Origin of the sequence: Selenomonas sp. oral taxon 149 str. 67H29BP, assembly GCF_000146365.1 — a bacterium.
In the GTDB taxonomy this organism is placed as follows: domain Bacteria; phylum Bacillota; class Negativicutes; order Selenomonadales; family Selenomonadaceae; genus Centipeda; species Centipeda felix.
The window spans coordinates 379,812-405,754 of sequence record NZ_GL397087.1 but is presented as its reverse complement, the minus strand read 5'-3'; the positions used below and the strand labels follow the sequence as shown (position 1 = coordinate 405,754).

Here is a 25,943-nt window from a genome sequence, read left to right as displayed (position 1 = left end):
GGGCGAATAGAGAGCATAGCGAAGAATGTTGACGTGCAGGGGGAGAGATAAATGGCAGATACGGTAACCGAAGAGAAAAAGGGCATCCTGCTTGAGACAGGAACAAACGAATTTGAGATTGTTGAGTTCAGCATAGGGAAAGTGAACTACGGCATCAATGTCGCGAAGGTACGCGAGGTCATTACGCGTGTGCCGGTGACTGCCATGCCAGAGGCCCATCCCTATGTCGATGGCTTGTTCACACTGCGCGGTAAGGCAATCCCTCTTGTCAATATGGCACGCTGCCTTAATCTCCAGACGTCGGATGAGCTGCAGAACATCATCGTGACAGAGATCAATAACTATGACATCGGTTTCCTCGTTGGCAGTGTTTACCGTATCCATCGTATCTCGTGGAAAAATATGGAGCCGGCACCGAATGTTGGTGAAGGGTCGCGCGTGGTCGGCATCATCAAGATGGAAGATCGTATCGTTCTACTGCTGGACTTTGAGACGATCATCGCGGAGATCAATCCCGAGATCAACCAGAAGCTCACGACGGTTGCCGAGGCAACACAGGATGCCAAAACGCGGCGCGGTACGGCGCATGTCGTCGTTGCCGAGGACTCCAAGATGTTGCGTGAACTCCTCGTGACGACACTGCATGAGGCAGGCTACAAGTTCATTCGTGACTTCGGCAACGGACAGGATGCATGGGATTATCTGCAGGATCTTGCACGCAAGAATGGGCCGATCGAGAACCACGTCCGTATCATCATCTCCGATGTAGAGATGCCAAAGATGGATGGACATCGTCTGCTGAAGCTCGTGCGCGAGGACGACCGCCTTGGGGAGGTTCCGCTTGTTCTCTTCTCCTCGCTCATCAGCGAGGAGATGAGGCGCAAGGGCGAGAGCCTCGGTGCATCGGGACAGGTATCGAAACCAGAGATCAATCAACTGATCGATCTTCTGGACACACTGATCTTTGGTGAGCCCCTGCACGATACAAGCAAAGAAAATTGAGACTTGTTCTATGGGACTGCTGTATCCTGCGATACGGCAGTCCTTTTTTCGTTCTATTGACATGAATTTGAAATCTCGCTATCATAGGCATGAGGAGATGATAATATGAAGGTAGCAGTTTTGATGGGCAGCGATTCTGATTGGCCGATTCTGAAGCCGGCAGTTGAGCTCCTGAAACACTTTGGTATCGAGCCAGTTGTTAAGGTGGCGTCAGCACATCGTACGCCGTCTATCGTTCGTGATTTTGTTATGGAGGCAGATCACGACAAAGAATTTGCCGCATTTATCGTGGCGGCAGGGGCAGCGGCGCATCTCGCAGGTGTCGTAGCGAGCTATACGATCAAACCGGTGATCGGAGTTCCGGTCAATGCGACGCCGCTGAACGGGATGGATGCGCTGCTCAGCACGGTGCAGATGCCGTCGGGCGTACCCGTAGCGACCATGGCAGTCAACGGTGCGAAGAATGCGGCAATCTTTGCAGCGGAGATCCTCGCCGTATACGATACTGCCATCGCCGAGGCACTCATGGACTATCGGGAAAAGATGGTGCTGGAGGTCGAGAAGAAGGCAGATCGCGTCGCGGCACAGCTCTAAGGGATTTTTCTATTATTTGGGAAGAAAGGCAGGACAACGATGGAGCGTAAAGAGGCTCTTTATGAGGGAAAAGCAAAGATCATTTATGCCACGGACAATCCGAATGAGTACCTTGTCTACTACAAGGACGACGCGACGGCGGGGAACGGCGCGAAGCGCGGCACGATCGTGGGCAAGGGGATCATGAACAACAAGATGTCGGCATTTTTCTTCGACCTGCTGGCGAAGGAGGGCATCGCTCATCACTATATCTCCATGCCGAGCGATCGTGAGATGCTCGTGAAGAAGCTCACGATTATTCCGCTTGAGGTCATCATCCGCAATGTGGCGGCCGGCTCGCTCGCCAAGCGCCTCGGGCTCGAGGAGGGCGTACCGATGCCGTTCCCGGTCATCGAGTACTGCTACAAGAACGATGATCTCGGCGATCCGATGCTCAACCGCTATCACATCCGCGCCATGAAGATCGCGACGGATGCGGAACTGGACGAGATCGAACGCATGTCGCTGAAGATCAATGATATCCTCACGAAGTTCCTCAAGTCCAAGAAGGTGGATCTCATTGACTTCAAGCTGGAGTTCGGCAGAGATGCCGACGGGAAGATCATCCTTGCCGATGAGATTTCGCCGGACAACTGCCGTTTCTGGGACAGCGATACGAAGGAGAAACTGGATAAGGATCGTTTCCGCCGCGACCTCGGCAACGTAGAGGATGCCTATAAGGAGATGCTCCGCAGGCTGACGGGAGAAGCATAAGAGCGATGTACGAAAAAGTGCCAAAGTGGAAGGAAGAGTGCGGCATCTACGGCGTGTATTCTCCGACGGAGGATGTGTCCGAGATGACGTATCTCGGTCTCTTTGCGCTCCAGCATCGCGGACAGGAGAGTGCGGGTATTGCGCTGACGGACGGTGCATGGATTGACGTCAAAAAAGGGATGGGGCTGGTGACCGAGGTGTTTCGCTCGGAACTGCCTCATCTTGACCATGCCAAAATTGCCATCGGTCATGTGCGCTATGCGACCACGGGGTTCAGTCTCGCTGCGAATGCACAGCCGCTGCGCGTCAACTATGCCGGCGGTGCGCTGGCACTGGCGCATAACGGCGACCTCACCAATGCCGCATGGATTCGCCGCGACCTTGAGAGCAAGGGTACGGTGTTCCAGACGACGATCGACTCGGAGGTCTTTGTCCATCTGATCGCACGCTCACAGAAGGCGACCATCGAGGAGCGCATCTTGGAGACCGCGCAGAAGGTACGCGGCGCATTCTGCCTGACCATCATGACGGAGAACAAGCTCATCGGTGTGCGCGATCCGCAGGGCTTTCGTCCGCTTTGTATCGGACGGACGGAGGAGGGCGGCTGGGTGCTTTCCTCCGAGACATGTGCGCTCGATGTCAACGGAGCTTCCTTCGTGCGCGATGTGCTGCCGGGAGAGATGGTCGTCGTGGAGAACGGCGCACTTAGGTCCTACCGTTTCACCAATGGGCAGGATGTTGCTTCCTGCATCTTCGAGTACATCTATTTTGCACGCCCCGACTCGATCATCGATGGACAGAGTGTTCATGCAGCACGCTTCGAGATGGGGCGTGTTCTGGCGCGCGAGTCCGGGCTTCGCGGTGATGTGGTCATCTCGGTGCCGGACTCGGGAACGACGGCAGCGACGGGATTCGCCTATGAGACGGGCATCCCGTTTGCGGAGGGCCTCATCAAGAACCGCTACATCGGACGGACGTTCATCCAGCCGACGCAGAAACAGCGCGATACGGCGGTCAAGCTGAAGCTGAGTCCCGTGCGCTCTGTTGTTGAGGGAAAGTCCGTCATCATGGTGGATGACTCCATCGTGCGCGGCACGACGAGCGGCAAGATCGTACGGCTCCTGCGGAATGCCGGAGCGCGTGAAATCCATGTTTGCATCAGCAGCCCGCCGATCACCGATCCCTGCTACTACGGCATCGATACGTCGGTGCGCAAGGAGCTGATCTCGGCGACGAAGAGCCTTGAGGAGATTCGCAATTTCATCGGTGCGGATTCCCTTCACTTCATCTCCATCGAGGGATTGCGGACATGCGTACCTGCCCTCAATCCGGATCACATGTGCTACGCATGTTTTAACAATCAGTACCCGGTTCCCGAGGAGGATGCCGCCCTCGACGCGGGCGACGCGATCACGCGTGAGCAGCAGCGGCTTGCACAGCGCGAAAGGGGGATGTAAGTGTCCATGGAAAAGATGACCTATCGTGATGCGGGGGTCGACATCGATGCGGGCAACGAATCCGTATCGCTGATCAAAGACAGCGTGCGTGCGACCTATCGTCCGGAGGTGCTCGGCGATCTGGGCGGCTTCGGCGGTCTGTTTGCCCTGCGTGCGCAGGACTATCGTGAACCCGTGCTCGTCTCCGGAACGGATGGAGTCGGGACGAAGCTGCGGCTTGCTTTCCTGTTGAATCGACATGATACCATTGGGCAGGATGCCGTGGCGATGTGTGTCAACGACATCCTCGTGCAGGGGGCAGAGCCTCTGTTTTTTCTTGACTACCTTGCCGTCGGCAAACTTGAGCCGACGCAGGTTGCCGACGTGGTCTCCGGCGTTGCCCGTGCCTGCAAGGAATCCGGCTGTGCGCTCATCGGCGGTGAGACGGCGGAGATGGCGGGGTTCTACCCCGTGGGTGAGTACGATATCGCGGGGTTTGCCGTCGGTGTCGTCGAGCGCGAACGCCTCATCACGAGTGCGCGTGTGAAGGTAGGAGACGTCCTGCTCGGACTGCCTTCCTCGGGCGTACATTCCAACGGATACTCCCTCGTGCGCAAGATCGTCTTTGAGCACAAGGGCTTCCGCGGCGATGAGTATATGGAGGAATTGGGACGCAGCATCGGCGAGGAGCTGCTGACGCCGACGCGTCTCTATCCGCAGGTGTGCCTGCCGCTGATACGTGACTTTGATCTTCACGGTATGGTGCACATCACGGGCGGCGGGTTCTATGAAAACATTCCGCGTGCCCTCCCCGATGGGATGGGCGCGGAGGTCGATGCCGCCGCGTGGGAGATGCCTGCGGTCTTCCGCCTTCTGCAGGAGTGGGGCAATGTCGACTGGGCGGAGATGTACCGCACGTTCAACATGGGGATCGGAATGGTGCTCATTGCCTCTGAGGAGGAGGCTGCGCGCATCGAGGCACATCTCGGTGCGCAGCATGAGGCGGTCTTCCGGATCGGACGCGTGACCGAGGGCGCACATGAGACGACGATCAAGGGCGGTGTCTTTGATGCCTAGGGAAAAGATTGGAGTGCTCTGCTCGGGGCGCGGGTCGAACCTTGCGTCCATCATCGATGCCGTGGAGCGCGGGGACATCTGTGCGGAGATTGCCGTCGTCCTGGCAGACAAGGCGGAGGCTTATGCGCTCACGCGCGCGCGGGAACATGGCATCCCTGCCGCTGCCGTTGTGCGCAAAGAATATGCTGAACGCGAGGACTTTGAGCGTGTACTGCTCGAACAACTGCATGCGCACGGGGTCACACTCGTCGTGCTGGCAGGGTTTATGCGGATCCTGTCGCCATTCTTCGTGCGTGCCTATGCGGGATGCATCCTCAATATCCACCCCGCACTGCTGCCAAGTTTCCCTGGGGCGCATGCCCATCGGGATGCATTGGCCTACGGGGTGAAGGTCAGCGGATGTACGGTGCACTTTGTGGATGAGGGGACGGACTCCGGCCCCATCATTCTTCAGGCAGCTGTGCCTGTAGCAGAAGGGGATACGGAGGACAGCCTTGCCGCACGCGTTCTAAAGGAGGAACATCGGATCTTTCCTGCAGCAATTCGACTCTATGTTGATGGCAGACTTCGTACAGACGGCAGACAGGTACACATCCTGCCCCCTGCCGAAGGAGGAGCATTATGAAGATAAAACGTGCCCTGATCAGCGTATCCGATAAGAGTGGTGTCGTCGAATTCGCACGGACACTGCAGAAGGCAGGCATTGAGATCGTCTCTACGGGCGGGACGATGAAGGCGCTGCGTGAGGCGGGGATTCCCGTTATCTACGTCAGTGATGTCACCGGGTTTCCTGAGATTATGGATGGCCGCGTCAAGACCTTGAATCCCCTCGTGCACGGCGGGATTCTCGCTGTGCGCGGCAATCCGGAGCACGAGAAGGCGCTGCGGGAGCTGAAGATCACACCGATTGATCTCGTTGTCGTCAATCTCTATCCGTTCGTAGAGACCGTGGCGAAGCCCAACGTTACACTTGCCGAGGCGGTCGAGCAGATCGACATCGGCGGTCCCGCGATGATTCGTGCCGCAGCGAAGAACTTTAAGTTCGTCACTGTCATTACCAATCCGTCGCGCTATGCAGAAATCGCCGCGATGATCGAAAAAGACGGTGCGGTGGACGGCATGACGCGGATGCGTCTGGCGCAGGAGGCATTTGCTCATACGGCAGAGTATGACCGTGCCATCGGAGCATATCTCTCACAGCAGATAGAAAAATGAGGAAGACGACGTGAATATTCTTGTCATCGGCTCGGGCGGGCGCGAGCACGCTCTGTATTGGAAACTCTCGGAAAGCCCGCAGACGGAGCAGATTTACGCCATCCCCGGCAATCCCGGCATGGACGCGTCGGCGGCGATTGCACTTGACGATCATGCGAAGATCCTGCGCTTTGTCAAGGAGAAAGATATCGGACTTGTCGTCGTTGGCCCCGAGGTGCCGCTGATGAATGGGCTGGTGGATGAGCTCGAGGCGGCGGGCATTCGTGCCTTTGGCCCGCGCGCGAACGCAGCGGAGATCGAGGTCTCGAAGTCCTTCGCTAAGGATCTCATGAAAAAGTATGGAATCCCGACGGCGCGCTATGAGGTCTTTACCGCGGCAGAACCCGCACGCGCCTACATCCGTCAGGAGGGCGCTCCCATCGTCGTCAAGGCGGATGGCCTTGCGGCAGGCAAGGGCGTTATCGTCGCCATGACGGAGCAGGAGGCACTCGATGCCGTCGATGCCATCATGGAGGATCACTCCTTTGGTGATGCGGGGGCACGCGTCGTCATTGAGGAATTTATGGAGGGGGAGGAGGCATCCCTTCTCGCCTTTACCGATGGGACGACGATCCGTCCGATGATCAGCGCGCAGGATCACAAGCGTGCCTATGACGGTGACCGCGGACCGAATACGGGCGGCATGGGGACCTATGCGCCTGCGCCGGTCATGACACCGGAGATGACGGAGCGTGCCGTGGAGGAGATTCTAAAGCCGACCATCGCCGCCATGGCGAAGGAAGGACGCATCTATCGCGGCTGTCTCTATCTTGGTCTGATGGTGACGGCGGATGGCCCGAAGGTCGTGGAGTTCAACGCGCGGTTCGGCGATCCAGAGACGCAGGTTGTTCTTCCGCTTCTCGACAGCGATCTCGTGACAATCATGTGTGCCTGTGCAGACGGAACTCTCGCCGACGTTCCCATCCGTTGGAAGGACGGCGCGGCCGTCTGTGTCGTGCTTGCCTCGGGCGGCTATCCGGGACATTATGACAAGGGGCAGGAGATCCATGGGCTTGCCGACGCCGAGGCGATGGGTGCACTCGTCTTCCATGCCGGAACGGCGATGAAAGATGGGAAGCTCGTCACCAATGGCGGACGCGTGCTCGGCGTGGTTGGGCGCGGTGCGGATATATCCTCTGCCGTCGATGCGGCCTATGCTGCTGCTACGAAGATTTCCTTCAAAGATGCTTACTATCGCAAGGATATTGCGCATCGCGCACTCGGACGATAATTTCACAGAAAAAGAGCTTGCCGTGTTCGGCAAGCTCTTTTTCTATATGTGTATGCTGTTATTGAAGGGCTTCTTTCAGTACTTCCATATTCTTCTTCATGGTGTCGATGTATGCATTCTTTGCCGCAGGCGTTGCTTCTCCCGTGACGACGGGATCGAGCGTATAGATCTTTGCGCCCGTCTCACGTGCAATCGTCTCTGCGGCGGCAGGGGAGTACTGCGGCTCGGTAAAGAGCACCTTGGTCGGGAGTGCATTTACCTGCTCGATGGTTTCCTGCAGCTCGCTCGGTGTCGGCTCCGTCCCCGGCTCGCGCTCGACGACGGCAATGATGTTCAGATGGAACTCCTTCGCAAAGTAGGGGAATGCCTCGTGGAATGTCACAATGTCCTTATGTGGAACACCGTCGAGCGCGGCGTGCATCTCTGTTTTCAGTGCCGTGAGCTTTTCGATGTAGGCGGAAGCATTTTTCTCATAAGCGTCTGCATGGGCAGGATCGGCTTCCTTCAGCTGATCGGCAATGTTGCGCACCTGCGCGATGGCGTCGGTGACGCTCAGCCAGACGTGGGGGTTGTCGCCCTCGTCGTCGTGGATCAGCTCAATGCCGCGCGACGCATCGATGATCTTCATTTCCTTCTGTGCGCCCGTTACCTTGTCCATGAAGTCCTCCATGCCGGCACCGTTGATGACAAAGGCATCGGCATGTTCGAGTGTTTTCATGTCCTCGGTCATGAGTTGGTAGTCGTGCAGGCATCCTGTCTGCGGTTTCGTCATATTGGTGACTTCCACACCGTCTACGCCGTCTGTGATGTTGATGGCTGCTATATACATGGGATAGAACGAGGTGACGATGCGGAACGGTTTCTCCGCTTTCTTCTCCGCGGATTGCTGTGATCCGCCGCAGCCGAGGAGCGCTGTCGTGAGGAGGACGAGCAGGAGAGATAGGATTTTTGTGGTCATTTTCATGAATATTGCTCCTTAAAAACTGAACATTTGCTAGATTGGTGAAACGACGATAGGAAGATGATACGCCATGGTGAGATAGATTGTCAATAGGCAAGGCATAAAATATAGAAAATTTTTATCAATAGATACTATGTATAAATAAATGTTCAGATGAGTATAAAATGAAGATAGGGCTCAAGCCTTATTTTGTGAAAATTTGATTACAAGATTGACACGAATTATCCCTATGGAGTATAATGACAGAGCATCATTTTGAGATGCGAAATACTCCGCGCGTGGAGGGAGGGGAAATGCATGGCAAATGAAATCAAGGTCGGCAAGAATGAGTCGATCGACAGTGCTCTCCGCCGCTTTAAGCGTATGTCACAGAAGGCCGGTACTCTTGCCGAAGTTCGAAAGCGTGAACATTACGAGAAACCGAGCGTTCGCCGCAAGAAGAAGTCTGAGGCGGCACGCAAACGCAAATACAGGGGCTGACTGCATAAGGCATCCGCGGCGCAGTGCTGCGGATGTTTTTCTTTTTATAGGAAAGGATGAAAGCAATGTCACTCATGGAAAAGCTTACGGCAGATATGAAGGAAGCCATGAAGCGGGGCGAGAAGGACCGCCTTTCCGTCATTCGCCTGGTGCGAGGTGCGGTGCGTCAGGCAGAGATCGATGGGAAGAAGACACTCACAGATGATGAGGTGATCGGCGTCATCTCCAAGGAAGTGAAAATGCGCCGCGATTCCATTGAGGAGTTCGCACGCGGCAAGCGCGATGATCTCGTTGCCAAGACCAAGGCGGAGATTGATGTTTTGATGCCTTATCTCCCTACACAGCTCAGTATCGATGAGGTGAAGAAGCTCGTGGCGGATGCTGTCGCCGAAGTCGGTGCAGTGACGGCAAAGGACATGGGCAAGGTAATGGGGGTCCTCATGCCGCGCGTCAAAGGGCGTGCTGATGGGAAACTCATCAATGAAGCCGTTCGTGCACATTTGAAGTAATCTCCTTTTCAGAACACATCCCCGCATTTTCCTTTGACAAAGGAGCGGGGATTTTTATATAATTGAAGGAGAGAATTCTTTCACAGAAACGAACAAGGAGATACAGATGGCAGAAAAGGACAAGCGGGCAAGCAAACTCGATAAGCCGATGACGCGTGAGGAGGCACTTGAGAATGCCCTGCAGAACATCGAGAAGGCGCATGGCAAGGGGGCGATCATGCGCCTCGGTGAAGCCAAGGCGAACATGAACGTCGAGGTGATCTCCACGGGGATCCTGCCGCTCGATATCGCACTTGGCGTCGGCGGCATTCCGCGCGGACGCATCATCGAGGTGTTTGGCCCCGAGTCCTCGGGCAAGACGACGGTCACGCTGCACATGATCGCCGAGGCGCAGAAGGCAGGTGGTATTGCGGCATTCATCGACGCAGAGCATGCCCTTGACCCGGAGTATGCACGCAAGCTCGGCGTCAACATCGAGGAGCTCCTCATCTCACAGCCGGATACGGGCGAGCAGGCACTTGAAATCGTGGATGCGCTCGTGCACAGTGCCGCGATTGACATCATTGTCGTGGACTCGGTCGCAGCTCTCGTGCCGAAGTCCGAAATTGAGGGCGATATGGGCACCTCTGTGGTCGGTCTGCAGGCGCGACTCATGAGTCAGGCGATGCGCAAGCTGACGGGCATCATCAGCAAGACGCGTACGGCCGCCGTCTTCATCAATCAGCTGCGCGAGAAGATCGGCGTTACCTATGGCAATCCGGAGGTGACGACGGGTGGGCGCGCGCTGAAATTCTATGCATCAGTGCGCATTGATGTGCGTCGCGCCGATTCCATCAAGCAGGGCACGGAATCCCTCGGCAATCGTACGCGTGCCAAGATCGTTAAAAACAAGGTCGCGCCGCCGTTCAAGACAGCGGAGTTTGACATCATGTACGGGGAGGGTGTCTCACGTCTCGGCAGCATCATTGACATGGGCGTCGAGCTGGACATCGTCGATAAGAGCGGCGCATGGTTCTCCTACGAGGGAACACGCCTCGGACAGGGCAAGGAAAACGCCAAGGCGACTCTTGAGGAAAAACCCGAGATGATCGCCGAGATCGAGGAGAAGATCCGCACGAAGCTCCTCGTCGAGGGAGTGAAGCCGAAGAAAAAGGGAGCAGGCAAGAAGACTGCTGCCACTGAGGCAGCAGCGCAGGATCCTTCGGATCTGCCGACACAGGAGCCGCCGATGGGAGAAGATGAATGACGCCTGCGCAGGCTGAAGCAGGGCGCGGGGGCAAAAAGCGGGAGGAGCGCACAGCCCTCATGACAGCGGTGGACTATCTTGCGCGTCAGGCACACAGCGAAAAAAGGCTGCGGGAAAAACTGATGCGTAAGGGCTTCCCGACAGAGGAGATCGATGCCGCAATCGCGCGCCTGATCGAGCGCCATTACCTCGATGATGCCGATCTCTGTGCACAGCAGTTCATGTATCTCTATCAGGAGAGCCGTGACTCGGTGCGGCAGATCTGCGCAAAGCTCATCCATCGTGGCTTTGACCATGATCTTGTGTGGAGCGTCGTCCCCGAGGACACGGATGAACGCGAGACGATGGCAGCGGAGCGTGTCCTTGCCATGAAGTACAAAGCGGGCGACAGGGAACAGAAGATGATGGCAACGCTCTGCCAACGGGGATTTTCGGTCGATGTGGCACACAGTGCCGTTCGGCACTTTAGGGATTCCTTTGCCGAGGATATGGAAGAATAACGTGAGAAGGGGAACGAAGATGAACAGACCCGATGCCACAGAAATGATCTTGGTGCTGGACTTCGGCGGACAGTACAATCAGCTCATCGCGCGCCGCGTGCGTGAGAACCATGTCTACTGCGAGGTGCATCCGCATACGCTGCCATTGGAGCAGATTCGTGCACTCGCTCCGCGCGGTATTATCCTGACGGGCGGTCCGAACAGTGTCTATGGCGAGGGGGCTGTTACCGCCCCCAAGGATCTCTTTGCCCTCGGCATCCCCGTGCTCGGTATCTGCTATGGAGCGCAACTGATGGCGCATCTCTGCGGCGGACGCGTGGAGACGGCGCCGACGAGCGAGTACGGGCGTACGGAGGTGGAGATCGTCGACACCTCGTCGCCTCTCTTTCAGGGGATACCGCAGACGAACGTCTGCTGGATGAGTCATACGGACTACATAAGCGGACTGCCGCACGGCTTTCACGTGACGGCGCGCACACCCGTCTGCCCCATCGCGGCGATGGATAACCCCGCAGAGCGTCTCTATGCCGTGCAGTTCCATCCCGAGGTGATGCACACGGAGCACGGGACAGAGATGCTGCGCAGCTTTGTCTATGATGTCTGCGGATGCACGGGAACGTGGCGCATGGATTCCTTCGTGCAAAAGACCATTGAGGAACTGCGTCAGCAGATCGGCGGTGGGCGGGCTCTCTGTGCCCTGTCGGGCGGTGTGGACTCCTCCGTCGCCGCCGTGCTCCTCTCCAAGGCAATCGGCAGTCAGCTCACCTGCGTCTTTGTCGATCATGGTCTCCTGCGCAAGAATGAAGGCGATGAGGTCGAGGCCGTCTTTGGGCGCGGCGGCACCTATGATGTCAATTTTGTCCGCATCAACGCCCGTGATCGTTTCTATGCGCGGCTTAAGGGCGTAACGGAGCCAGAGCAGAAGCGCAAGATCATCGGCGAGGAGTTTATCCGCGTCTTTGAGGAGGCGGCACGTGAGATCGGTGCGGTGGATTTCCTCGTGCAGGGGACAATCTATCCCGATGTCATTGAGAGCGGACTCGGAAAATCTGCGGTGATCAAGTCGCATCATAACGTTGGCGGATTGCCCGATCATGTGGACTTTAAGGAGATCGTCGAGCCGCTGCGTCTCCTCTTTAAGGATGAGGTGCGTGCGGCGGGGCGTGAGCTCGGTATCCCTGACTATCTTGTTGATCGTCAGCCGTTTCCGGGGCCCGGTCTCGGCATCCGCATCATCGGAGAGGTTACGGAGGAGAAGGTACATATCGTTCAGGAGACAGATGCCATCTACCGTGAGGAGATCGAGAAGGCGGGCATCCACAAAAATCTCGGGCAGTACTTCGCGGCACTCACCAATATGCGTTCCGTCGGGGTCATGGGCGATGGGCGTACGTACGACTATGCGATCGCCCTGCGCGCCGTTGAGACCAGCGACTTCATGACAGCGGAGTCCGCGCAGCTCCCATGGGAACTTCTTGCGCGCGTGACGACGCGCATCGTCAACGAAGTGCGCGGCGTGAACCGCGTGCTCTATGACTGCACGGGGAAGCCGCCGGGAACGATCGAGTTCGAGTGAGAGAAGAACGATTTGACGAAAACGAGGAGAGAGATTATAATAGACACAGAAAGGTGCTGTCGGTAGACGGTCAGCCCCATTTAGACTTTTGGTTTAGAAAACCCGCCTAAACTTTGCTGGGGCTAGGCGGGCTTTCTTATGCTTTTAGAACGACGAGGATAAACAGCGTCACGAGAAGCAACGCGAGTAAATCGTTGATCGTCATCGGCATCGCCCTCTCTAGGGGCTAAGATTGACCGCCTACCGTCTTGGCAGCACCTTTTGACAGTATATCATATATGACAGCTTTGCGCTGTCTTTTTTGTTGGAGACGAGACAACATTGATCAAGGAGCATCCTATGTACCACTACCACCATCTTACACTAATTGAACAGGTGCTGGATCCGTTTAAGAGGGCCTTCGGATTGCAGAGCGTGACACGGCAGGATTTCTTCCGATATCTACGTGATCCTGCATACAAGTATCATGATGCGGCCATGTCCTATTTCATGTCGGCACTCGAAGATGAGGCGGAGGTATTTATTTTTGGCAGCTATTGACATGCTGTCTGCTTTTCGCTATACTTTCCTTTGTCAGCGCGAAGAGCGCGGGGGCATAGCTCAGCTGGGAGAGCGCTTGCATGGCATGCAAGAGGTCAGGGGTTCGATCCCCCTTGTCTCCACCATATCGACACTTACGGATGCAAGAGAAATCCTGCATCCGTTTTTTTTGCAAGAATAAATGGGGCTGTTGCACGATTGAAGATCGTCGGATTGATTTGGATTTTTGGTTTACGGTGGAGAACAGTTTAAGCGAACGATGATTTTTGCTCTGGCAGAGGATTTGCGAGAGACGTTAGAGAAAAAAGTAGATGTTTTTGAGATCGATGAAGTCAACCCGGACAGTAATTTCTACAAAACAATTATGAAAGAAAAGGTTTTGGTGGCATGAAGTATTCCGATCGACAAAGAGTTCAAAAGATATATGACTATGCTGCTCGCCTGCAGGAATATATCCTAAAAATAGCATTGAAAAAGAAGCACTGATGACACAGCTGCCGTTGTCACAACGCCGCTATATAATATGGGGGAGCATAGCCATAATTTGACCCCGGAGTATAAAGCGAAACATAGTGAGATTCCATGGGCGATGATCGTAGGCTTGCGGCATCGTCTTGTGCATGATTATGATGGAACAAACTGGAATATTATAGCGGAAGTCGTTTTTGAAGAATTACCAATTTTGATAAGACAGTTAGAGGCGTGCTTGACGGAAAATGAGAATACGGATGCTGTATGACAGCAAATGATGATTCTCTAGGAAATTGTATCATCACATAAAAATGACTGCTGCATAAGGATATGTACCTTCTGCAGCAGTCATTTTCTTATGGAATCACCCATGTAGAGAGCTCTCTTCTGCAGATTCTGCATCCGCTTCATTCGGGAGAAGATTGCTGATGTAGGGCGTGCGCCCTGAGAGCACATCGTCATAGAATCCCTGCTTCCAGTCGATGTAGTCGATGGATGCTTGGACAGCAGTGAGCCGATCGACGAGTTCCGCACGCTTGCCTGCAAGGATTTCTTTGCGCTCTGGGATGGTGGGGACGCCGCCGAGGCAGAGTGCGAGGTATTCCTTCATTTCGGCGAGACTCATGCCGCAGTTTCTGAGGCAGGTAAGGCTTTTCAGCCATCCAATATCGTGATTGTCGAAAATACGGTGATTGTGTGCATCACGCTTGACGTTCGGCAGAAGCCCCTGATTGCAGTAGAATTTCAGCGTCTCATAGCTCATTCCTGTCGCTTCACAGGCTCCCTTCATTGTATACATGATTTTCCTCCAAAAAATTTCAAAAAGGGCTTGCGCGGTAGCTGCTACCGCCTGTTATGATAGCATTGTACTACGGATGGCAGGGCAGGGCAAGTCCCCTCCTAGGAGATCTGTTTTAGGAGGATGATATCATGCGAACACAGTATGCTTTGACGGCAGCACTTTTGGTGAGTCTATTTATGGGGAGTGTCGAGGCACTGAGCCGTCCCGTGACAATCGAGGATCAAGGCAGCTTTATGGCGGGCGGCGTGACAATTACCGCGCCCGGCGTATACAAGGACAGCGAACCGACGAACTACGACGGTGAGACACTGCACGGCGATGCTGCCTATGTGTTCTGGCAGCGTCCTGTAAAGGCGAAGAAGAACGCGCTCATTTTCCTGCACGGCTACGGACAGTCGGGCAAGACGTGGGAGACGACACCCGACGGGCGCGACGGCTTCCAGAACATCTTCCTCGCAAAGGGGTGGGCGACCTACATCGTGGATGAACCGCGCCGCGGGCGTGCAGGACAGTCGACCGTGCCCGCAGAGCTCAAAGCACAGCCGCAGGATCAACTCTGGTTCAACAACTTCCGCATCGGGCAGTACCCGATGATCTTCGATGGCATGGCGTTCCCGCGCGACGAGGAGTCGCTGCGGCAGTTCTTCCATCAGATGACACCCGACACGGGAAAATTCGATGTGGAGGTTGTCGCAAAGGCAATGGAGGCGGTCATTGACCATACGGGCGATAATGTCCTCATCACGCACTCGGCGGGCGGCGGTCCGGGGTGGCTCGCGGCGATTCGCAGTCCCAAAGTGAAGGGCGTGATCGCTCTCGAACCGGGTACGTTCCCGTTCCCGCCGGGCGAGGTGCCTGTGGTTGAGGAGACAACAAGCCCGTTCCCCGCGCGCGGAATGGAGGTGACGGCGGAGGAGTTCGAGGCTCTTCTGAAAACGCCGATGGTCGTCTATTTCGGCGACAAGATCCCGACGGGCGATAAGCCGCACGAAATCTGGGGTCTCGACAACTGGCGCACGCGGCTGAACCTCGCAAGCCGCTGGGCGGAGGTCGTGCGGACACATGGCGGCGATGCGGAGATTATCGTTCTGCCCGATGTTGGCATCAAAGGAAACACGCACTTCCTCATGTCCGACCTCAACAACGCAGAGGTCGCGGCGGAGATGGAGCGATGGATGCACGAGAAGGGCTTGGATAAAAAGTAATAATCATTTGGGGATTTGGGAAAGGAAGTTTTACCAATGAAAAAATCAATCATGAAATCAGCACTTTTGATGTCTCTCGGACTCTTTGCATTCGGGGGCGGCGGTGCCTCGGCGAGCGAGAGCAAGCGTCCGAACGAGAATCCGTTCGGGCTCGTCTATCAGGGCGCACTGACGGAGAATGTCACGGGCAAGGTGAACATCCGCCCCGTAACGTACGAAGTGGAGGGCATCGAGGTTGCCGCGAATCTCTACCTTCCCGCAGACTACGATGAAACGAGCGACAAGAAATATGCTGCCGTGACCGTGGCGCATCCCAACGGCGCGAGCAAGGAGCAGGTGGCAGGGCTGTATGCACAGCGACTGGCGGAGCTTGGATACATCGCCCTTGCCTGCGATGCACGCTATCAGGGCGCGAGCGGCGGCACGCCGAGACTGAGGGACTATCCCTCGAACCGCATCGAGGATGTCAGCGGCATGGTGGACTATCTGTCTCAGCTGCCGAAGGTGGACAAGACCCGCATCGGTGCGCTCGGCATTTGCGGCGGCGGCGGCTATACACTCGCGGCGGCGCAGACCGACAAGCGCATCAAGGCGGTTGCCGCGCTGTCGATGTTCAACTCCGGCAGGGTGCGTCGGAACGGTTTCCAGGATGCGGACATCAAGGGCATCCAGACACGTCTGCAAAAGGCAGCGGATGCACGGGAGAAGGAGCTCGCAGGGGAAATTGTCTATGAGGGATTCCTCCCGCCGAACGCCACCGATGAACAGCTCCGCGCCAAGATGGCGGAGCTTCCCGAAAACACGCTCTATCGCGACGGCATCGAATACTACGGCCTCTCCCACCGTCATCCGAACGCTACGGGAATCTACACCACCGAATCCTTTATGAAGCTCATGGCGTTTGATGTGGAGGATCGTATGGAGCTGATCAATCAGCCCCTCCTGATGATTGCAGGCGAGAAGGCGGACACCCTCTATATGACGAAGGATGCCTTTGCCAAGGCGACCGGCACGGAAAACAAAGAGCTTTTCCTGATTCCGAGCGCGAGCCACATCCGTACCTACTGGGTGCCTGAGTACGTGGATCAGGCGGTGGCGCAGCTCCAGATGTTCTACGCAAAGAATCTTTGATGGAATGAGATGATGTCAATGAAAAAGGGCAAGAGCTTTATCGCGGCGGCGACTATGTCGCTCGGCCTCACTGTCGGCTCCGCATGGGCAATGCCGCTTCCCCTCGGCACAGATATATCGGATCGCTTTCATGGGACGGTACACAGAAATGACCTCATTGCCACCGATGAGACATACAACCTTCCGCAGACGAATGTGATTTCCTTTGAAGCCGGCAGTTACAGCGGCTGGCACGTGCACGGGGCGATGACCGTCATCGGCATCGCAGGGACGGGACTTTATCAGGAGTGGGGCAAGGAGGCGGTTCTGATTCGTCCCGGGGATGTGGTGAATATTCCCGCAGGAGTGCCGCATTTCCACGGCGCGGCAAAGGATGCCGCGTTCCAGCAGTTCGTCATCTATGACAGCACATGGAAAGCGCCCGAAGGACACGCGGCACATACCGGCGCGCTCACCGAGGAGCAGTACGAGGAGGCGAATGAGAACGCCGCCGCCCCAAGCGCAATGCAGAACAATGACAGCGAGTTTTTGTTTGGCACTGGGATGACGGAGCTGACAACGCCCAATTTCAACTCTGCGGTATACCTCAGAAAGATTCTGGGTACGCCGAATGCCGCAAATTCGCCCGAGTGGGTCTATGTTGCCTTTCCTGCAGGAACGTACAACCGCTGGCACAGTCACAAAACGGGGCAGGTGCTCATTGCGACCGACGGCATCGGCTATCATCAGATCAAGGGCGGTGCGTTGGAGGTTCTGCATCCGGGGGATGTGGTTTTCTGTCCGCCCAATGTCGTTCATTGGCACGGTGCATCTCCCACAAGCAAATTCGCCCACATCGCGATCAGTCCGCAGGATAATCACGATGTTACATGGTACGATTTCCCTACGGCGGAATATGAGGCAATCGTACCCGAATGATTCCGTAAAAAGGAGAATAACGAATGAAAACAGCACGAACAAAAAAGACGTTCCTGTCGCTGCTTTCGCTCGGTCTGCTTATGTGCATGCCCTTTTCCGAGGGGCAGGTATTTGCCGCAGATGGAATGAAGGCAAATACGGTTCGCATGGAGCAGGGCGATTTCCTTGCGGGACCCGGCATTGCTGTGGCATCGACCGAGAGCGGTCTGGTGCAGGGCTATGTGCGCAAGGGCATCTACACCTATCACGACGTTCCCTATGCCGAGGCAAAGGAGCGTTTCGTCCGCGCCGAGCGCGTAACGCCGTGGCAGGGGGTACGTCTCGCGTTTGACTACGGAGCGATTGCGCCGCAGGAAAAGGGCGGTTTTCCGAATACAACATGGGAAGACCCCGCGCGTGAGTTCCCGATGGACAACAACTGCCAGAATCTCAACATCTGGACACCCGGCATCGCGGACGGCAAGAAACGCCCCGTCATGGTCTGGCTGCATGGCGGCGCGTTCTCCGCAGGTTCGTCTGCTGAGATTCCCGCCTATGACGGTGCCAATCTCAGCCGTGAGGGCGACGTTGTCGTTGTTTCCGTTAATCATCGTCTGAATGTGCTCGGACATTTCGACCTCTCCGCCTATGGGGAGAAATACCGCAATGCGGACAATGTCGGTATCTATGACCTCGTTGACGCGCTGCGCTGGGTGCGGGACAACATCGCACAATTCGGCGGTGATCCTGCAAACGTCACGATCTTTGGTGAGTCGGGCGGCGGTTCAAAAGTACTCGCACTGATGACAACCCCATATGCAAAGGGGCTGTTCCACAAGGGCATCGTCGAAAGCGGTGCGGCTCCGACCATGGGACCGGTATTCATGCCAAAAGAAGCGGCAGCGCGTGTGACGGAGCTGACGCTGGAAAAACTCGGCATTACGGCAGAACGCATTGAGGAGATTCAGACCATTCCCTATGAGCATTTCACGACAGCATCGAATGAGGCACTCAAACAAGCAGGGGAGGAATTCAAGGTTCCACAGGCACTCGGAACAGGCTATGGTATGAGCTGGGAGCCGGTGATTGACGGCGACTTCATGCCGACGAATCCTGTGACGGCAGACGGCTTTGCCGCCGCAGGGAAGGACATCCCACTGCTCATTGGTTCAAATCGGACGGAGTGGACGAATTTCTCCGACATCATGCAGATGGAGAGAGCACAGTCCGACAACAAGAATACCTGGAGCACAGAGGAAGTTGACCGCCGTCTGAGGGACGCATACGGCGATAAGGCGGAGAAAATCGCGGCGGCATTCCTGCGCGCCTATCCGCAGAAGAAACGTGCAGATGCACTCTACGTCGACACGATGATCCGCCTGCCGATCAAAGAGATCATGGATCACAAGGCAATGCAGGGCGGCGCACCTGTCTACGCCTATCTCTTCGCGTGGGATTCGCCGATGATGGGCGGAGTCTATATGTCCTACCACACGGCAGAGATTCCCTTTGTATTTCACAACATTGACCGCGCGGAGAAAAGCATCGGCACAAGCGCGGAGGCAAAGAAACTCGAAGCGCAGATGAGCCGCGCTTGGATTCATTTCGCCCGCACGGGAAAACCCGAAGCGCCCGGCATGCCGAATTGGGATGCCTATACACTGCAAGGAGGCGCAACCATGATGTTTGACGCTGATACGAAGCTCGTACATCACCACGATGCAGAATTATTGAAACTGCTCGCACCTGCGCAATAGATTTGGCAAAGAAAACATATGGGAATCGAATGAAATGGAGGTCATGACATGAGAACCCTATTGACAATCCTGATGACGACGATGATGCTGCTGCTGACAGCGTGCGGCGGAGGCAATGCGCAAACGGGCGCAGATACTTCTGCACAGAAAGAAACACAGACGACAGCATCTGCACGAAGCGATCAGCGTGTCCTTGTCGTGTACTTCTCGCGCGCCGACGAAAACACAGGCGGTGTCGGTTACATCGAGAAGGGAAACACAAAGATTCTTGCAGAGATGATCGCCGAACGCACGCACGGTGACCTCTTTGAAATCAAGACCGTCAAGCCGTATCCGAAGGAATACCGTCCCGCGACAGAAGCCGCCAAGCAAGAGAAGGAAGAAAACGCCCGTCCTGAAATCGTCGGCGAGCTGCCCGATCTCAGCAAGTACGATATCGTCTTTCTCGGTTATCCGATTTGGTGGAGCGACATGCCGATGCCTGTCTACACCTTCCTCGATCGGGAGAATTTCGCGGGCAAGATCATCCTGCCGTTCTGCACACATGAAGGGAGCGGGCTCTCTGATACGCAGCGGTCGATTGCGGACGTGACAAAGGCGGATGTCAGGGAGGGCTTTGCACTCCAGGGACATATCGCGCAGAAGTCGCCCGAGGAGGCGCGGACGGCACTTTATGAATGGATGTCGAAACAAGAATATTAAGGAGGATTTCAAATGGCAGTGGAAAATGTAAAACTCAATAATGGTGTAATGATGCCGCTTGATGGCTTCGGCGTGTTCCAGATTCCCGACCTTGCAGAGTGTGAGCGCGTGACCATCGAGGCGATTCGGCAGGGCTACCGCCTGATCGACACGGCGGCAGCATATCAGAACGAGGAGGCGGTGGGTGCGGCGATTGCAAAGTCGGGTGTGCCGCGTGAGGAACTGTTCATCACAACGAAGCTCTGGGTGCAGGATATCTCCTATGAGGCGGCGGGTACGGCGTTTGAGCGTTCCCTGCAAAAACTCGGGTTGGACTATCTCGATCTCTACCTCATTCATCAGCCGATGGGGGATTTCTTCGGCGCGTGGCGGCGGCTCGAGGAGCTGCACCGCGCGGGGAAGATTCGGGTGATCGGCGTGTCGAACTTCTATCCTGCCGTGCTTGCGAACTTCTGTGAGACGGTGGAGATAAAGCCAATGGTGAATCAGGTGGAGCTGCATCCGTTCTTTCAGCAGGAGGCGGCACTCGCGACGATGAAGGAGTACGGTGTCGTGCCGCAGGCATGGGGACCGCTCGCCGAGGGCAAACACGGCATCTTTACGCATCCCGTACTGACGAAGATCGGGGAGAAGTACGGAAAGACGGCGGCGCAGGTGGCACTCCGCTGGAATACGCAGCGTGGCGTGTCGATCCTGCCGAAGTCCGTGCGTGCTGAGCGCATCGCGGTAAATCTCGATATCTGGGACTTTGCGCTGAATGAGGCGGAGATGGCAGAGATCGCAAAACTCGACCTCGGGCACAGCGAGATCGTCAACCACGACGACCCTGCGTTTGTGAAATGGCTGCACGAGCGCAGGATTCACGATTGAGGCATAGCGAAGAATAGAAATGAGGGAACGTAGTGGTGACGGTATGCGGCTTTTCGTCTGCGGCATCATTGCAGCAGCGGCGGCTATGCTGTGCTTCGGCAGCTGTTTATCCTTTGCGCGGGAGGCAGAAAACATACAGACCGGCACCGATGCAGAGGAGGAGATGAGCGTGTTTTCAGCAGAGTCCCGCGTGGAGGATGTGGCAAGGGCACTCCTGTTTGCACCGTACGGTCGGCTGCTCTTTCCCGTACAGAGCGGGTACATGGATGGCGATACGCTCGGCAGTCTGCGCCTGGCATGGTATTCTCACATCTCGCCTGCGCGAACCGTGGCAGTTGTGAATCGGTTTGCGGCAGACGCAGCGGCGGGGCATCGGATTTTCTATCCGATCTACACAGAGGAGGAGATGCGGCGCGACCCCTCGAAGCGTGATACAGGGCTGTTTTTCTTTCGTGGGCGAACGGGAGCGCCTGTCGCCGTCGTGAGTGCGGGCGGCGGATTTGCCTATGTGGGGGCGATGCAGGACAGTTTTCCACATGCGCTCGTCCTCTCTGAGCGCGGAGTGAACGCCTTTGCACTGATCTATCGACCGCGTGCGCAGACGGCGTGCGAAGATCTTTCACGCGCGGTTGCCTTTCTCCACGAATATGCGGCAGAACTGGGCGTTGACATGCGTGGTTACTCCCTCTGGGGCGGCTCGGCGGGAGCGCGTATGACAGCGTGGGTCGGTTCGCATGGAACGGAGGCGTTTGGACAGCGTTCATATCCGCGTCCTGCCGCCGTCATTATGCAGTATACGGACTTGTCGGAGGTCTATGGTACAGAGCCGCCGACATACAGCTGTGTCGGGACGGCCGATGGCATTGCCTCATGGCAGACGATGCAGCGGCGTACACAGGCGATCCGCAGAAACGGACAGGCGGCAGAGATCGAAGTGTTTGAAGGTCTGCCGCATGGCTTCGGGCTTGGTGAGGGCACTGCTGCCGAAGGATGGCTGAACCGTGCCGCAGATTTTTGGATAGCACAAAGATAAAATGAGGAGGCAACGGTATGAATATACTGTTTATCAACGGCAGTCCGAACAGAGACGGAAATACGGCAGCTCTTGCAGCGAGGTTTCTGCAAGGGCACACCTATGAGACGCTGAATCTTACGGACTATCGGATCAATGTTTATGGACAGGAGCTGCCAGGCGATCAATTCTCTGGGGTGCTTGAAAAAGTGCGGGCGGCGGATTTTATCGTCATCGGTTCGCCGCTTTATTGGCACAATATCTGTGGCGCTGTGCGCAATCTGCTGGATCGATTCTACGGTCCTGTCGAGGCGGGGAGTCTTCACGGGCAGATTGCCTTCCTTTTCCAAGGTGCAGCACCTGAGAAGTGGATGCTGGAGGCGGGCGAATACACAATGCGCCGTTTTGCTGATCTCTACGGATTGACGTATCTCGGCATGGTGACATCGGTACGCGAGGCAGATGTGCTTGCGGCGAAGATCGGCTAAGAATATTTTAGAATCAAAAACCTCGGACTGAGAATAGGCAGTCCGAGGTTTTTGTGTATGAAGATTCTTTAATCAAGAATACGGGTGTGAAGTTCAAGTCTGTGGGTGTAATGGTCACTATCGTCCTTGTTCGTGTACCCTATTTCTGTAGAGGTGTAAGTTTTCGTTATCGTTGTTTCGTCAATCCATCCCTATACGAAAAAAGGCCGTTACACAAAGATAAATTTACCTTCGTTCAACAGCCCCGTCTCTCCGATGGTGCGCCTGGGGGGATTCGAACCCTCGACCCACGGCTTAGAAGGCCGTTGCTCTATCCAACTGAGCTACAGGTGCATGGTCGGGATGACAGGATTTGAACCTGCGACATCTTGCTCCCAAAGCAAGCGCGCTACCAAACTGCGCTACATCCCGATACCGCATTATTATAATGAGCGGTTAGGGAAAAGTCAACTCATCATTTTACGATGTGCTTTCCCCCGAGAAAGCGTGGCTGCCAATAATCGTTGGAGAGTTCATCGATGCGTACGCCCTTGCTCGTAGAGGCGTGAATGAACTCCCCCTTGCCAAGGTAGATGCCGCAGTGCGATGCGCCCTTTTCGTAGGTCTCGAAGAAGACAAGGTCGCCGGGCACGAGTTCCTTTGTACTCTTGGTGCGCAGACCAAGTTTGTACTGTTCATCTGCGGTGCGCGGGATCGTGATTCCCTGCTTCTGAAAGACGTACTGGAGGTAGCCCGAGCAGTCAAATCCCTTCGGGGTAGCCCCGCCAAAGACATAGGGTGTGCCCATATACGTCTTTGCCGTCTTGATGAGATCCTGCACCTTGTTTGCGGGCAGGATCGGTGTCCCATTCGGTGCGAGTGGGATTTTTTTCGGCGCTGGGCGCGGCACGTCAATGCCCCATGGACGCTTGGCTGGTGCGTTGCGCAGGGCACGCCACGTCGCATTGTTGACGACGCCTGTGATTTTTATCTTATTGTCACGCTGAAAGGCAGCAACGGCGTGTTCGGTCTCCTTGCCGAAGTTGCCGTCGATCGATTTGATCTGGTAGCCGGCATTCTGCAGGGCTCGCTGCAGGACGAGCACATCGTGTCCATGGGAGCCCTCGCGCAGGGTGGGGGAGGCGGATGCCGTTCCTCCAATGAGAAGCAGGGCGATGCCCATGCAGGTGAGGAGGCGGTACAGGCGATTCATCGCGATCTTCCTTTCATGCGGTTATGCGTGCTGTACGTGCTCGAGTCCCTGGCCGAGCAGCTTCATCACGTGGTCATCATCAATCGAGTAGAGCACTTCTTTGCCGTCACGACGGAACTTGACCAGACGCGCGCTGCGGAGCACGCGGAGCTGATGGGAGATGGCCGACTGTCCCATCGTCAGGCTGTCGGCGATGTCATAGACACGCATTTCCTCCGTCTTTGTGAGCAGGGAGAGAATTTTGATGCGGGTCGGATCGCCGAGTGTTTTGAAGAGGTCGGCGAGATGCTGTGCTGTATCTGCGTCGATCGATTTTACGGGGGCGGAGGTCATGCGTTCCCATATCCTTTCGCGGGGTCAGTAGATCTTATTGATTTCAAAGCCATTTTCTTCCAGTGCGTGCACGATGCGGTCGACGTGATCCTGTCCATGCGCCTCTACGGTAACGGTCAGCTGCACCTTTTGGAAGCTGTCAGTCACCATGGTCTGATCGTGGTCAAGACGGATGACGTTCGCGTCCTGCTCTGTGAGGATCTGAGCGACATTGAGCAGCTGTCCGGGCTTGTCGGGCAACTGTACGGCGAAGCGGAAGACGCGTCCGCGCGAGATGAGTGCCTTGGAGATCAGTGCGGAGATGGTGGAGATGTCGATGTTGCCGCCGCTGATGAGGACGGCGATCTTCTTGTCCTTCATGTGGAGCTTCTGCAGTGCAGCGAGTGAGAGTACGCCTGCGCCCTCGGCAATCAGCTTGTGTTTTTCGATGAGGGAGAGCAGGGCACTCATGATCTCCATCTCGGAGACGGTGATGATCTCGTCGAGGTAGCGGCGGCAGAACGTGAGCGTGAGTGCGCCCGCCGTGCGTACGGCGCAGCCATCCGCAACGGTATCGGCAGACGGGAGGGTGATGGTGTGTCCGCAGGAGAGCGCTGCTTTCATACAGGCGGCGTTTTCTGGCTCGACGCCGATGACCTTCACCTGCGGGTTGACGGTTTTTGCCCCGAGGGCAATGCCGGAGGCGAGTCCACCACCGCCGATGGGGACGAGGATGGCATCTACGTCCTTGAGCGCGTCGATTACTTCAAGGGCGATCGTGCCCTGTCCGACGATGACGTTGCGGTCGTTGAACGGATGAATGTAGACGTAGCCATGCTCTTTCTGCAGTTCGAGGCTGTGCGCATAGGCGTCGTCGAATCCGTTGCCGTGGAGTACGACGGTCGCGCCGAGTGCCCGCGTCGCCTCCACCTTTAGGATCGGTGTCGTTGCCGGCATGCAGATGACCGCCTTGACCCCAAGCTTTTGCGCGGAGTAGGCAACGCCCTGCGCGTGGTTTCCGGCCGATGCGGTGATGACGCCGCGTGCGCGCTCCTCCTCGGTGAGCATGCTGATGCGGTTGTATGCACCGCGCAGCTTAAATGCTCCCGTCGTCTGGAGGTTTTCGAGCTTTAGATAGGTCGCGTTCCCCGAGAGCTCAGAGAAATAGTCGCTGTATACCAGCGGCGTCTTGCGGACGATCCCCTCCAGCCTCTTGGCGGCGGCGTATATATCGGATATGCCTGTGGATGCGACGATCTCTTCATCGGTCGGTACGTGCTGTTCTTCTCCCATGATAATCTCCCCTTGTCTATTTAATGAAGTTAGTCTATCATGTTCAATGAGGCGCGTCAAATTCTTTTCCATCAACGAAAAATTGTCGGAATAAAGAAGGAGTTTGCCCGTATTTCGCGAATAAAATAAGGAAAAGAAAGCATGAAATACCGTGCTTTCCGTGTCAAGACGAAGCGGAGGTGCGCGATGGGAGATTCCCCCTATGGGCGCATCCTGATTCCCGTGGATGGGACCAAGGATGCGCTGCGTGTCATTCGTCCGGCGGGAGAGCTTGCGCGTCTCATGGAGGCATCCGTTGATTTCCTCTATGTTTCCCCGTTTGACGAGAGCACGGACGAGGGGGATGCGTCGTGGCTTCCCGCGAGTATTGTACGCCCTGCGGCAGAAGAGGCGCAGGAGATTTTTACCGTGGCGGAGTCCCTGCTTCCGCAGGAGGTCGCCCGTGCATGTCATCATCGTGCGGGGATGCCGGCGGAGGAGATCCTGCGCTTTATCGACGTGATGGGCATTCGTCTGGTTGCCATCAGCGGGCGCAAGCATTCACGCGTGAGCGGTCTGCTGCTCGGGAGTGTGATGCAGACTGTCTTGGAGCGTGCACATGCATGTGTCCTCGTGGCGGGAAATGATTGAAGTATAGGAACAGTGAGGAGGT

General features: G+C 56.1%; 29 protein-coding genes and 3 tRNA genes. 25 read left to right on the top strand and 7 right to left on the bottom strand.

Annotated features, from left to right (window positions below; genetic code table 11):
* The first annotated feature begins 51 nt into the window (after nt 1-51).
* From HMPREF9166_RS01995 to purD, 8 genes are all read left to right on the top strand, one after another.
* Nucleotides 52-1,002, top strand: a complete 951-nt coding sequence (locus HMPREF9166_RS01995) for a chemotaxis protein (protein ID WP_009442370.1) — start codon at nt 52-54, stop codon at nt 1,000-1,002.
* A gap of 105 nt (nt 1,003-1,107) precedes the next feature.
* A complete protein-coding gene (purE, locus tag HMPREF9166_RS01990; RefSeq protein ID WP_009442369.1) occupies nt 1,108-1,596 on the top strand; it encodes a 5-(carboxyamino)imidazole ribonucleotide mutase in 489 nt (162 codons plus the stop codon).
* A 39-nt stretch (nt 1,597-1,635) separates the two neighbouring features.
* Nucleotides 1,636-2,349, top strand: coding sequence for a phosphoribosylaminoimidazolesuccinocarboxamide synthase (purC, locus tag HMPREF9166_RS01985; protein ID WP_009442368.1), 714 nt, complete (start codon nt 1,636-1,638; stop codon nt 2,347-2,349).
* A 5-nt stretch (nt 2,350-2,354) separates the two neighbouring features.
* Nucleotides 2,355-3,806, top strand: a complete 1,452-nt coding sequence (gene purF / locus HMPREF9166_RS01980) for an amidophosphoribosyltransferase (protein ID WP_009442367.1) — start codon at nt 2,355-2,357, stop codon at nt 3,804-3,806.
* A gap of 6 nt (nt 3,807-3,812) precedes the next feature.
* Nucleotides 3,813-4,862: a phosphoribosylformylglycinamidine cyclo-ligase gene (gene purM, locus HMPREF9166_RS01975; protein ID WP_009442366.1), complete on the top strand. Its 1,050-nt coding sequence runs from the start codon at nt 3,813-3,815 to the stop codon at nt 4,860-4,862.
* Nucleotides 4,855-5,487 carry a phosphoribosylglycinamide formyltransferase gene (gene purN, locus HMPREF9166_RS01970; RefSeq protein ID WP_009442365.1) on the top strand — a complete coding sequence of 211 codons (633 nt, stop codon included), beginning with the start codon at nt 4,855-4,857 and terminating at the stop codon, nt 5,485-5,487. Before purM ends, purN begins: the two co-directional genes overlap by 8 nt.
* Nucleotides 5,484-6,077, top strand: coding sequence for an IMP cyclohydrolase (locus HMPREF9166_RS01965; RefSeq protein ID WP_009442364.1), 594 nt, complete (start codon nt 5,484-5,486; stop codon nt 6,075-6,077). Before purN ends, HMPREF9166_RS01965 begins: the two co-directional genes overlap by 4 nt.
* 10 nt (nt 6,078-6,087) lie before the next feature.
* Nucleotides 6,088-7,347, top strand: coding sequence for a phosphoribosylamine--glycine ligase (gene purD / locus HMPREF9166_RS01960; RefSeq protein ID WP_009442363.1), 1,260 nt, complete (start codon nt 6,088-6,090; stop codon nt 7,345-7,347).
* A gap of 58 nt (nt 7,348-7,405) precedes the next feature.
* On the opposite strand, the gene HMPREF9166_RS01955 is transcribed toward purD, so the two are convergent.
* Nucleotides 7,406-8,311, bottom strand: a complete 906-nt coding sequence (locus HMPREF9166_RS01955; protein WP_009442362.1) for a metal ABC transporter substrate-binding protein — start codon at nt 8,309-8,311, stop codon at nt 7,406-7,408.
* Nucleotides 8,312-8,605: 294 nt separating this feature from the next.
* Between HMPREF9166_RS01955 and rpsU the strand changes: the two genes are divergently transcribed.
* The 8 genes from rpsU (at nt 8,606) to HMPREF9166_RS12845 (ending at nt 13,898) form a co-directional block, all read left to right on the top strand.
* Nucleotides 8,606-8,788: a 30S ribosomal protein S21 gene (gene rpsU / locus HMPREF9166_RS01950; RefSeq protein ID WP_005841552.1), complete on the top strand. Its 183-nt coding sequence runs from the start codon at nt 8,606-8,608 to the stop codon at nt 8,786-8,788.
* A 65-nt stretch (nt 8,789-8,853) separates the two neighbouring features.
* Nucleotides 8,854-9,297 carry a GatB/YqeY domain-containing protein gene (locus tag HMPREF9166_RS01945; protein ID WP_039980847.1) on the top strand — a complete coding sequence of 148 codons (444 nt, stop codon included), beginning with the start codon at nt 8,854-8,856 and terminating at the stop codon, nt 9,295-9,297.
* A 106-nt stretch (nt 9,298-9,403) separates the two neighbouring features.
* Nucleotides 9,404-10,543 carry a recombinase RecA gene (gene recA, locus HMPREF9166_RS01940; RefSeq protein ID WP_009442360.1) on the top strand — a complete coding sequence of 380 codons (1,140 nt, stop codon included), beginning with the start codon at nt 9,404-9,406 and terminating at the stop codon, nt 10,541-10,543.
* Nucleotides 10,540-11,043 (top strand): regulatory protein RecX, encoded by a 504-nt coding sequence (locus HMPREF9166_RS01935; protein ID WP_009442359.1) that lies wholly within the window; start codon nt 10,540-10,542, stop codon nt 11,041-11,043. The genes recA and HMPREF9166_RS01935 overlap by 4 nt, the downstream gene beginning before the upstream one ends.
* A 19-nt stretch (nt 11,044-11,062) precedes the next feature.
* Nucleotides 11,063-12,619, top strand: coding sequence for a glutamine-hydrolyzing GMP synthase (guaA, locus tag HMPREF9166_RS01930; protein WP_009442358.1), 1,557 nt, complete (start codon nt 11,063-11,065; stop codon nt 12,617-12,619).
* Nucleotides 12,620-13,024: 405 nt separating this feature from the next.
* On the top strand, nt 13,025-13,159 hold the full coding sequence (locus HMPREF9166_RS13235) for a hypothetical protein (RefSeq protein ID WP_256359023.1): 135 nt from the start codon (nt 13,025-13,027) through the stop codon (nt 13,157-13,159).
* A gap of 49 nt (nt 13,160-13,208) precedes the next feature.
* Nucleotides 13,209-13,284, top strand: a tRNA-Ala gene (locus HMPREF9166_RS01925).
* Between the two features lie 398 nt (nt 13,285-13,682).
* Nucleotides 13,683-13,898 carry a DUF86 domain-containing protein gene (locus tag HMPREF9166_RS12845; RefSeq protein ID WP_009442354.1) on the top strand — a complete coding sequence of 72 codons (216 nt, stop codon included), beginning with the start codon at nt 13,683-13,685 and terminating at the stop codon, nt 13,896-13,898.
* A gap of 96 nt (nt 13,899-13,994) precedes the next feature.
* On the opposite strand, the gene HMPREF9166_RS01915 is transcribed toward HMPREF9166_RS12845, so the two are convergent.
* Nucleotides 13,995-14,429 (bottom strand): MerR family transcriptional regulator, encoded by a 435-nt coding sequence (locus tag HMPREF9166_RS01915; RefSeq protein ID WP_009442353.1) that lies wholly within the window; start codon nt 14,427-14,429, stop codon nt 13,995-13,997.
* Between the two features lie 131 nt (nt 14,430-14,560).
* Between HMPREF9166_RS01915 and HMPREF9166_RS01910 the strand changes: the two genes are divergently transcribed.
* Genes HMPREF9166_RS01910 through HMPREF9166_RS01870 form a run of 8 tightly spaced genes read left to right on the top strand, consistent with a single transcriptional unit; the run spans nt 14,561 to nt 22,494 of the window.
* Nucleotides 14,561-15,637 (top strand): alpha/beta fold hydrolase, encoded by a 1,077-nt coding sequence (locus tag HMPREF9166_RS01910; RefSeq protein WP_009442352.1) that lies wholly within the window; start codon nt 14,561-14,563, stop codon nt 15,635-15,637.
* Nucleotides 15,638-15,673: 36 nt separating this feature from the next.
* A complete protein-coding gene (locus tag HMPREF9166_RS01905) occupies nt 15,674-16,768 on the top strand; it encodes an alpha/beta hydrolase (protein WP_009442351.1) in 1,095 nt (364 codons plus the stop codon).
* Nucleotides 16,769-16,786: 18 nt separating this feature from the next.
* Nucleotides 16,787-17,686, top strand: coding sequence for a cupin domain-containing protein (locus HMPREF9166_RS12765; RefSeq protein WP_050749689.1), 900 nt, complete (start codon nt 16,787-16,789; stop codon nt 17,684-17,686).
* Between the two features lie 23 nt (nt 17,687-17,709).
* A complete protein-coding gene (locus HMPREF9166_RS01890) occupies nt 17,710-19,422 on the top strand; it encodes a carboxylesterase/lipase family protein (RefSeq protein WP_009442349.1) in 1,713 nt (570 codons plus the stop codon).
* A 48-nt stretch (nt 19,423-19,470) separates the two neighbouring features.
* Complete coding sequence (locus HMPREF9166_RS01885; protein ID WP_009442348.1) at nt 19,471-20,124, top strand: flavodoxin; 654 nt, start codon at nt 19,471-19,473, stop codon at nt 20,122-20,124.
* A 12-nt stretch (nt 20,125-20,136) separates the two neighbouring features.
* Nucleotides 20,137-20,994 carry an aldo/keto reductase gene (locus tag HMPREF9166_RS01880; RefSeq protein WP_009442347.1) on the top strand — a complete coding sequence of 286 codons (858 nt, stop codon included), beginning with the start codon at nt 20,137-20,139 and terminating at the stop codon, nt 20,992-20,994.
* A 19-nt stretch (nt 20,995-21,013) separates the two neighbouring features.
* Nucleotides 21,014-22,027: an alpha/beta hydrolase gene (locus HMPREF9166_RS01875; RefSeq protein ID WP_009442346.1), complete on the top strand. Its 1,014-nt coding sequence runs from the start codon at nt 21,014-21,016 to the stop codon at nt 22,025-22,027.
* Between the two features lie 17 nt (nt 22,028-22,044).
* Nucleotides 22,045-22,494 (top strand): flavodoxin family protein, encoded by a 450-nt coding sequence (locus tag HMPREF9166_RS01870; protein ID WP_009442345.1) that lies wholly within the window; start codon nt 22,045-22,047, stop codon nt 22,492-22,494.
* Nucleotides 22,495-22,750: 256 nt separating this feature from the next.
* On the opposite strand, the gene HMPREF9166_RS01865 is transcribed toward HMPREF9166_RS01870, so the two are convergent.
* The 5 genes from HMPREF9166_RS01865 to ilvA all read right to left on the bottom strand — a co-directional run bounded on the left by HMPREF9166_RS01865 (nt 22,751) and on the right by ilvA (nt 25,291).
* Nucleotides 22,751-22,827, bottom strand: a tRNA-Arg gene (locus HMPREF9166_RS01865).
* A 1-nt stretch (nt 22,828) separates the two neighbouring features.
* A tRNA-Pro gene (locus HMPREF9166_RS01860) sits at nt 22,829-22,905 on the bottom strand.
* A 43-nt stretch (nt 22,906-22,948) separates the two neighbouring features.
* Complete coding sequence (locus HMPREF9166_RS01855; protein WP_009442344.1) at nt 22,949-23,686, bottom strand: C40 family peptidase; 738 nt, start codon at nt 23,684-23,686, stop codon at nt 22,949-22,951.
* A gap of 21 nt (nt 23,687-23,707) precedes the next feature.
* Nucleotides 23,708-24,019: a metalloregulator ArsR/SmtB family transcription factor gene (locus tag HMPREF9166_RS01850; RefSeq protein WP_009442343.1), complete on the bottom strand. Its 312-nt coding sequence runs from the start codon at nt 24,017-24,019 to the stop codon at nt 23,708-23,710.
* Nucleotides 24,020-24,043: 24 nt separating this feature from the next.
* Complete coding sequence (gene ilvA / locus HMPREF9166_RS01845; RefSeq protein ID WP_039980845.1) at nt 24,044-25,291, bottom strand: threonine ammonia-lyase; 1,248 nt, start codon at nt 25,289-25,291, stop codon at nt 24,044-24,046.
* A 141-nt stretch (nt 25,292-25,432) separates the two neighbouring features.
* On the opposite strand from ilvA, the gene HMPREF9166_RS01840 reads away from it, so the two are divergent.
* The gene (locus HMPREF9166_RS01840; RefSeq protein WP_009442341.1) at nt 25,433-25,921 is read left to right on the top strand and encodes a universal stress protein; all 489 of its coding nucleotides are present in this window, start codon (nt 25,433-25,435) and stop codon (nt 25,919-25,921) included.
* Nucleotides 25,922-25,943: the final 22 nt, after the last annotated feature.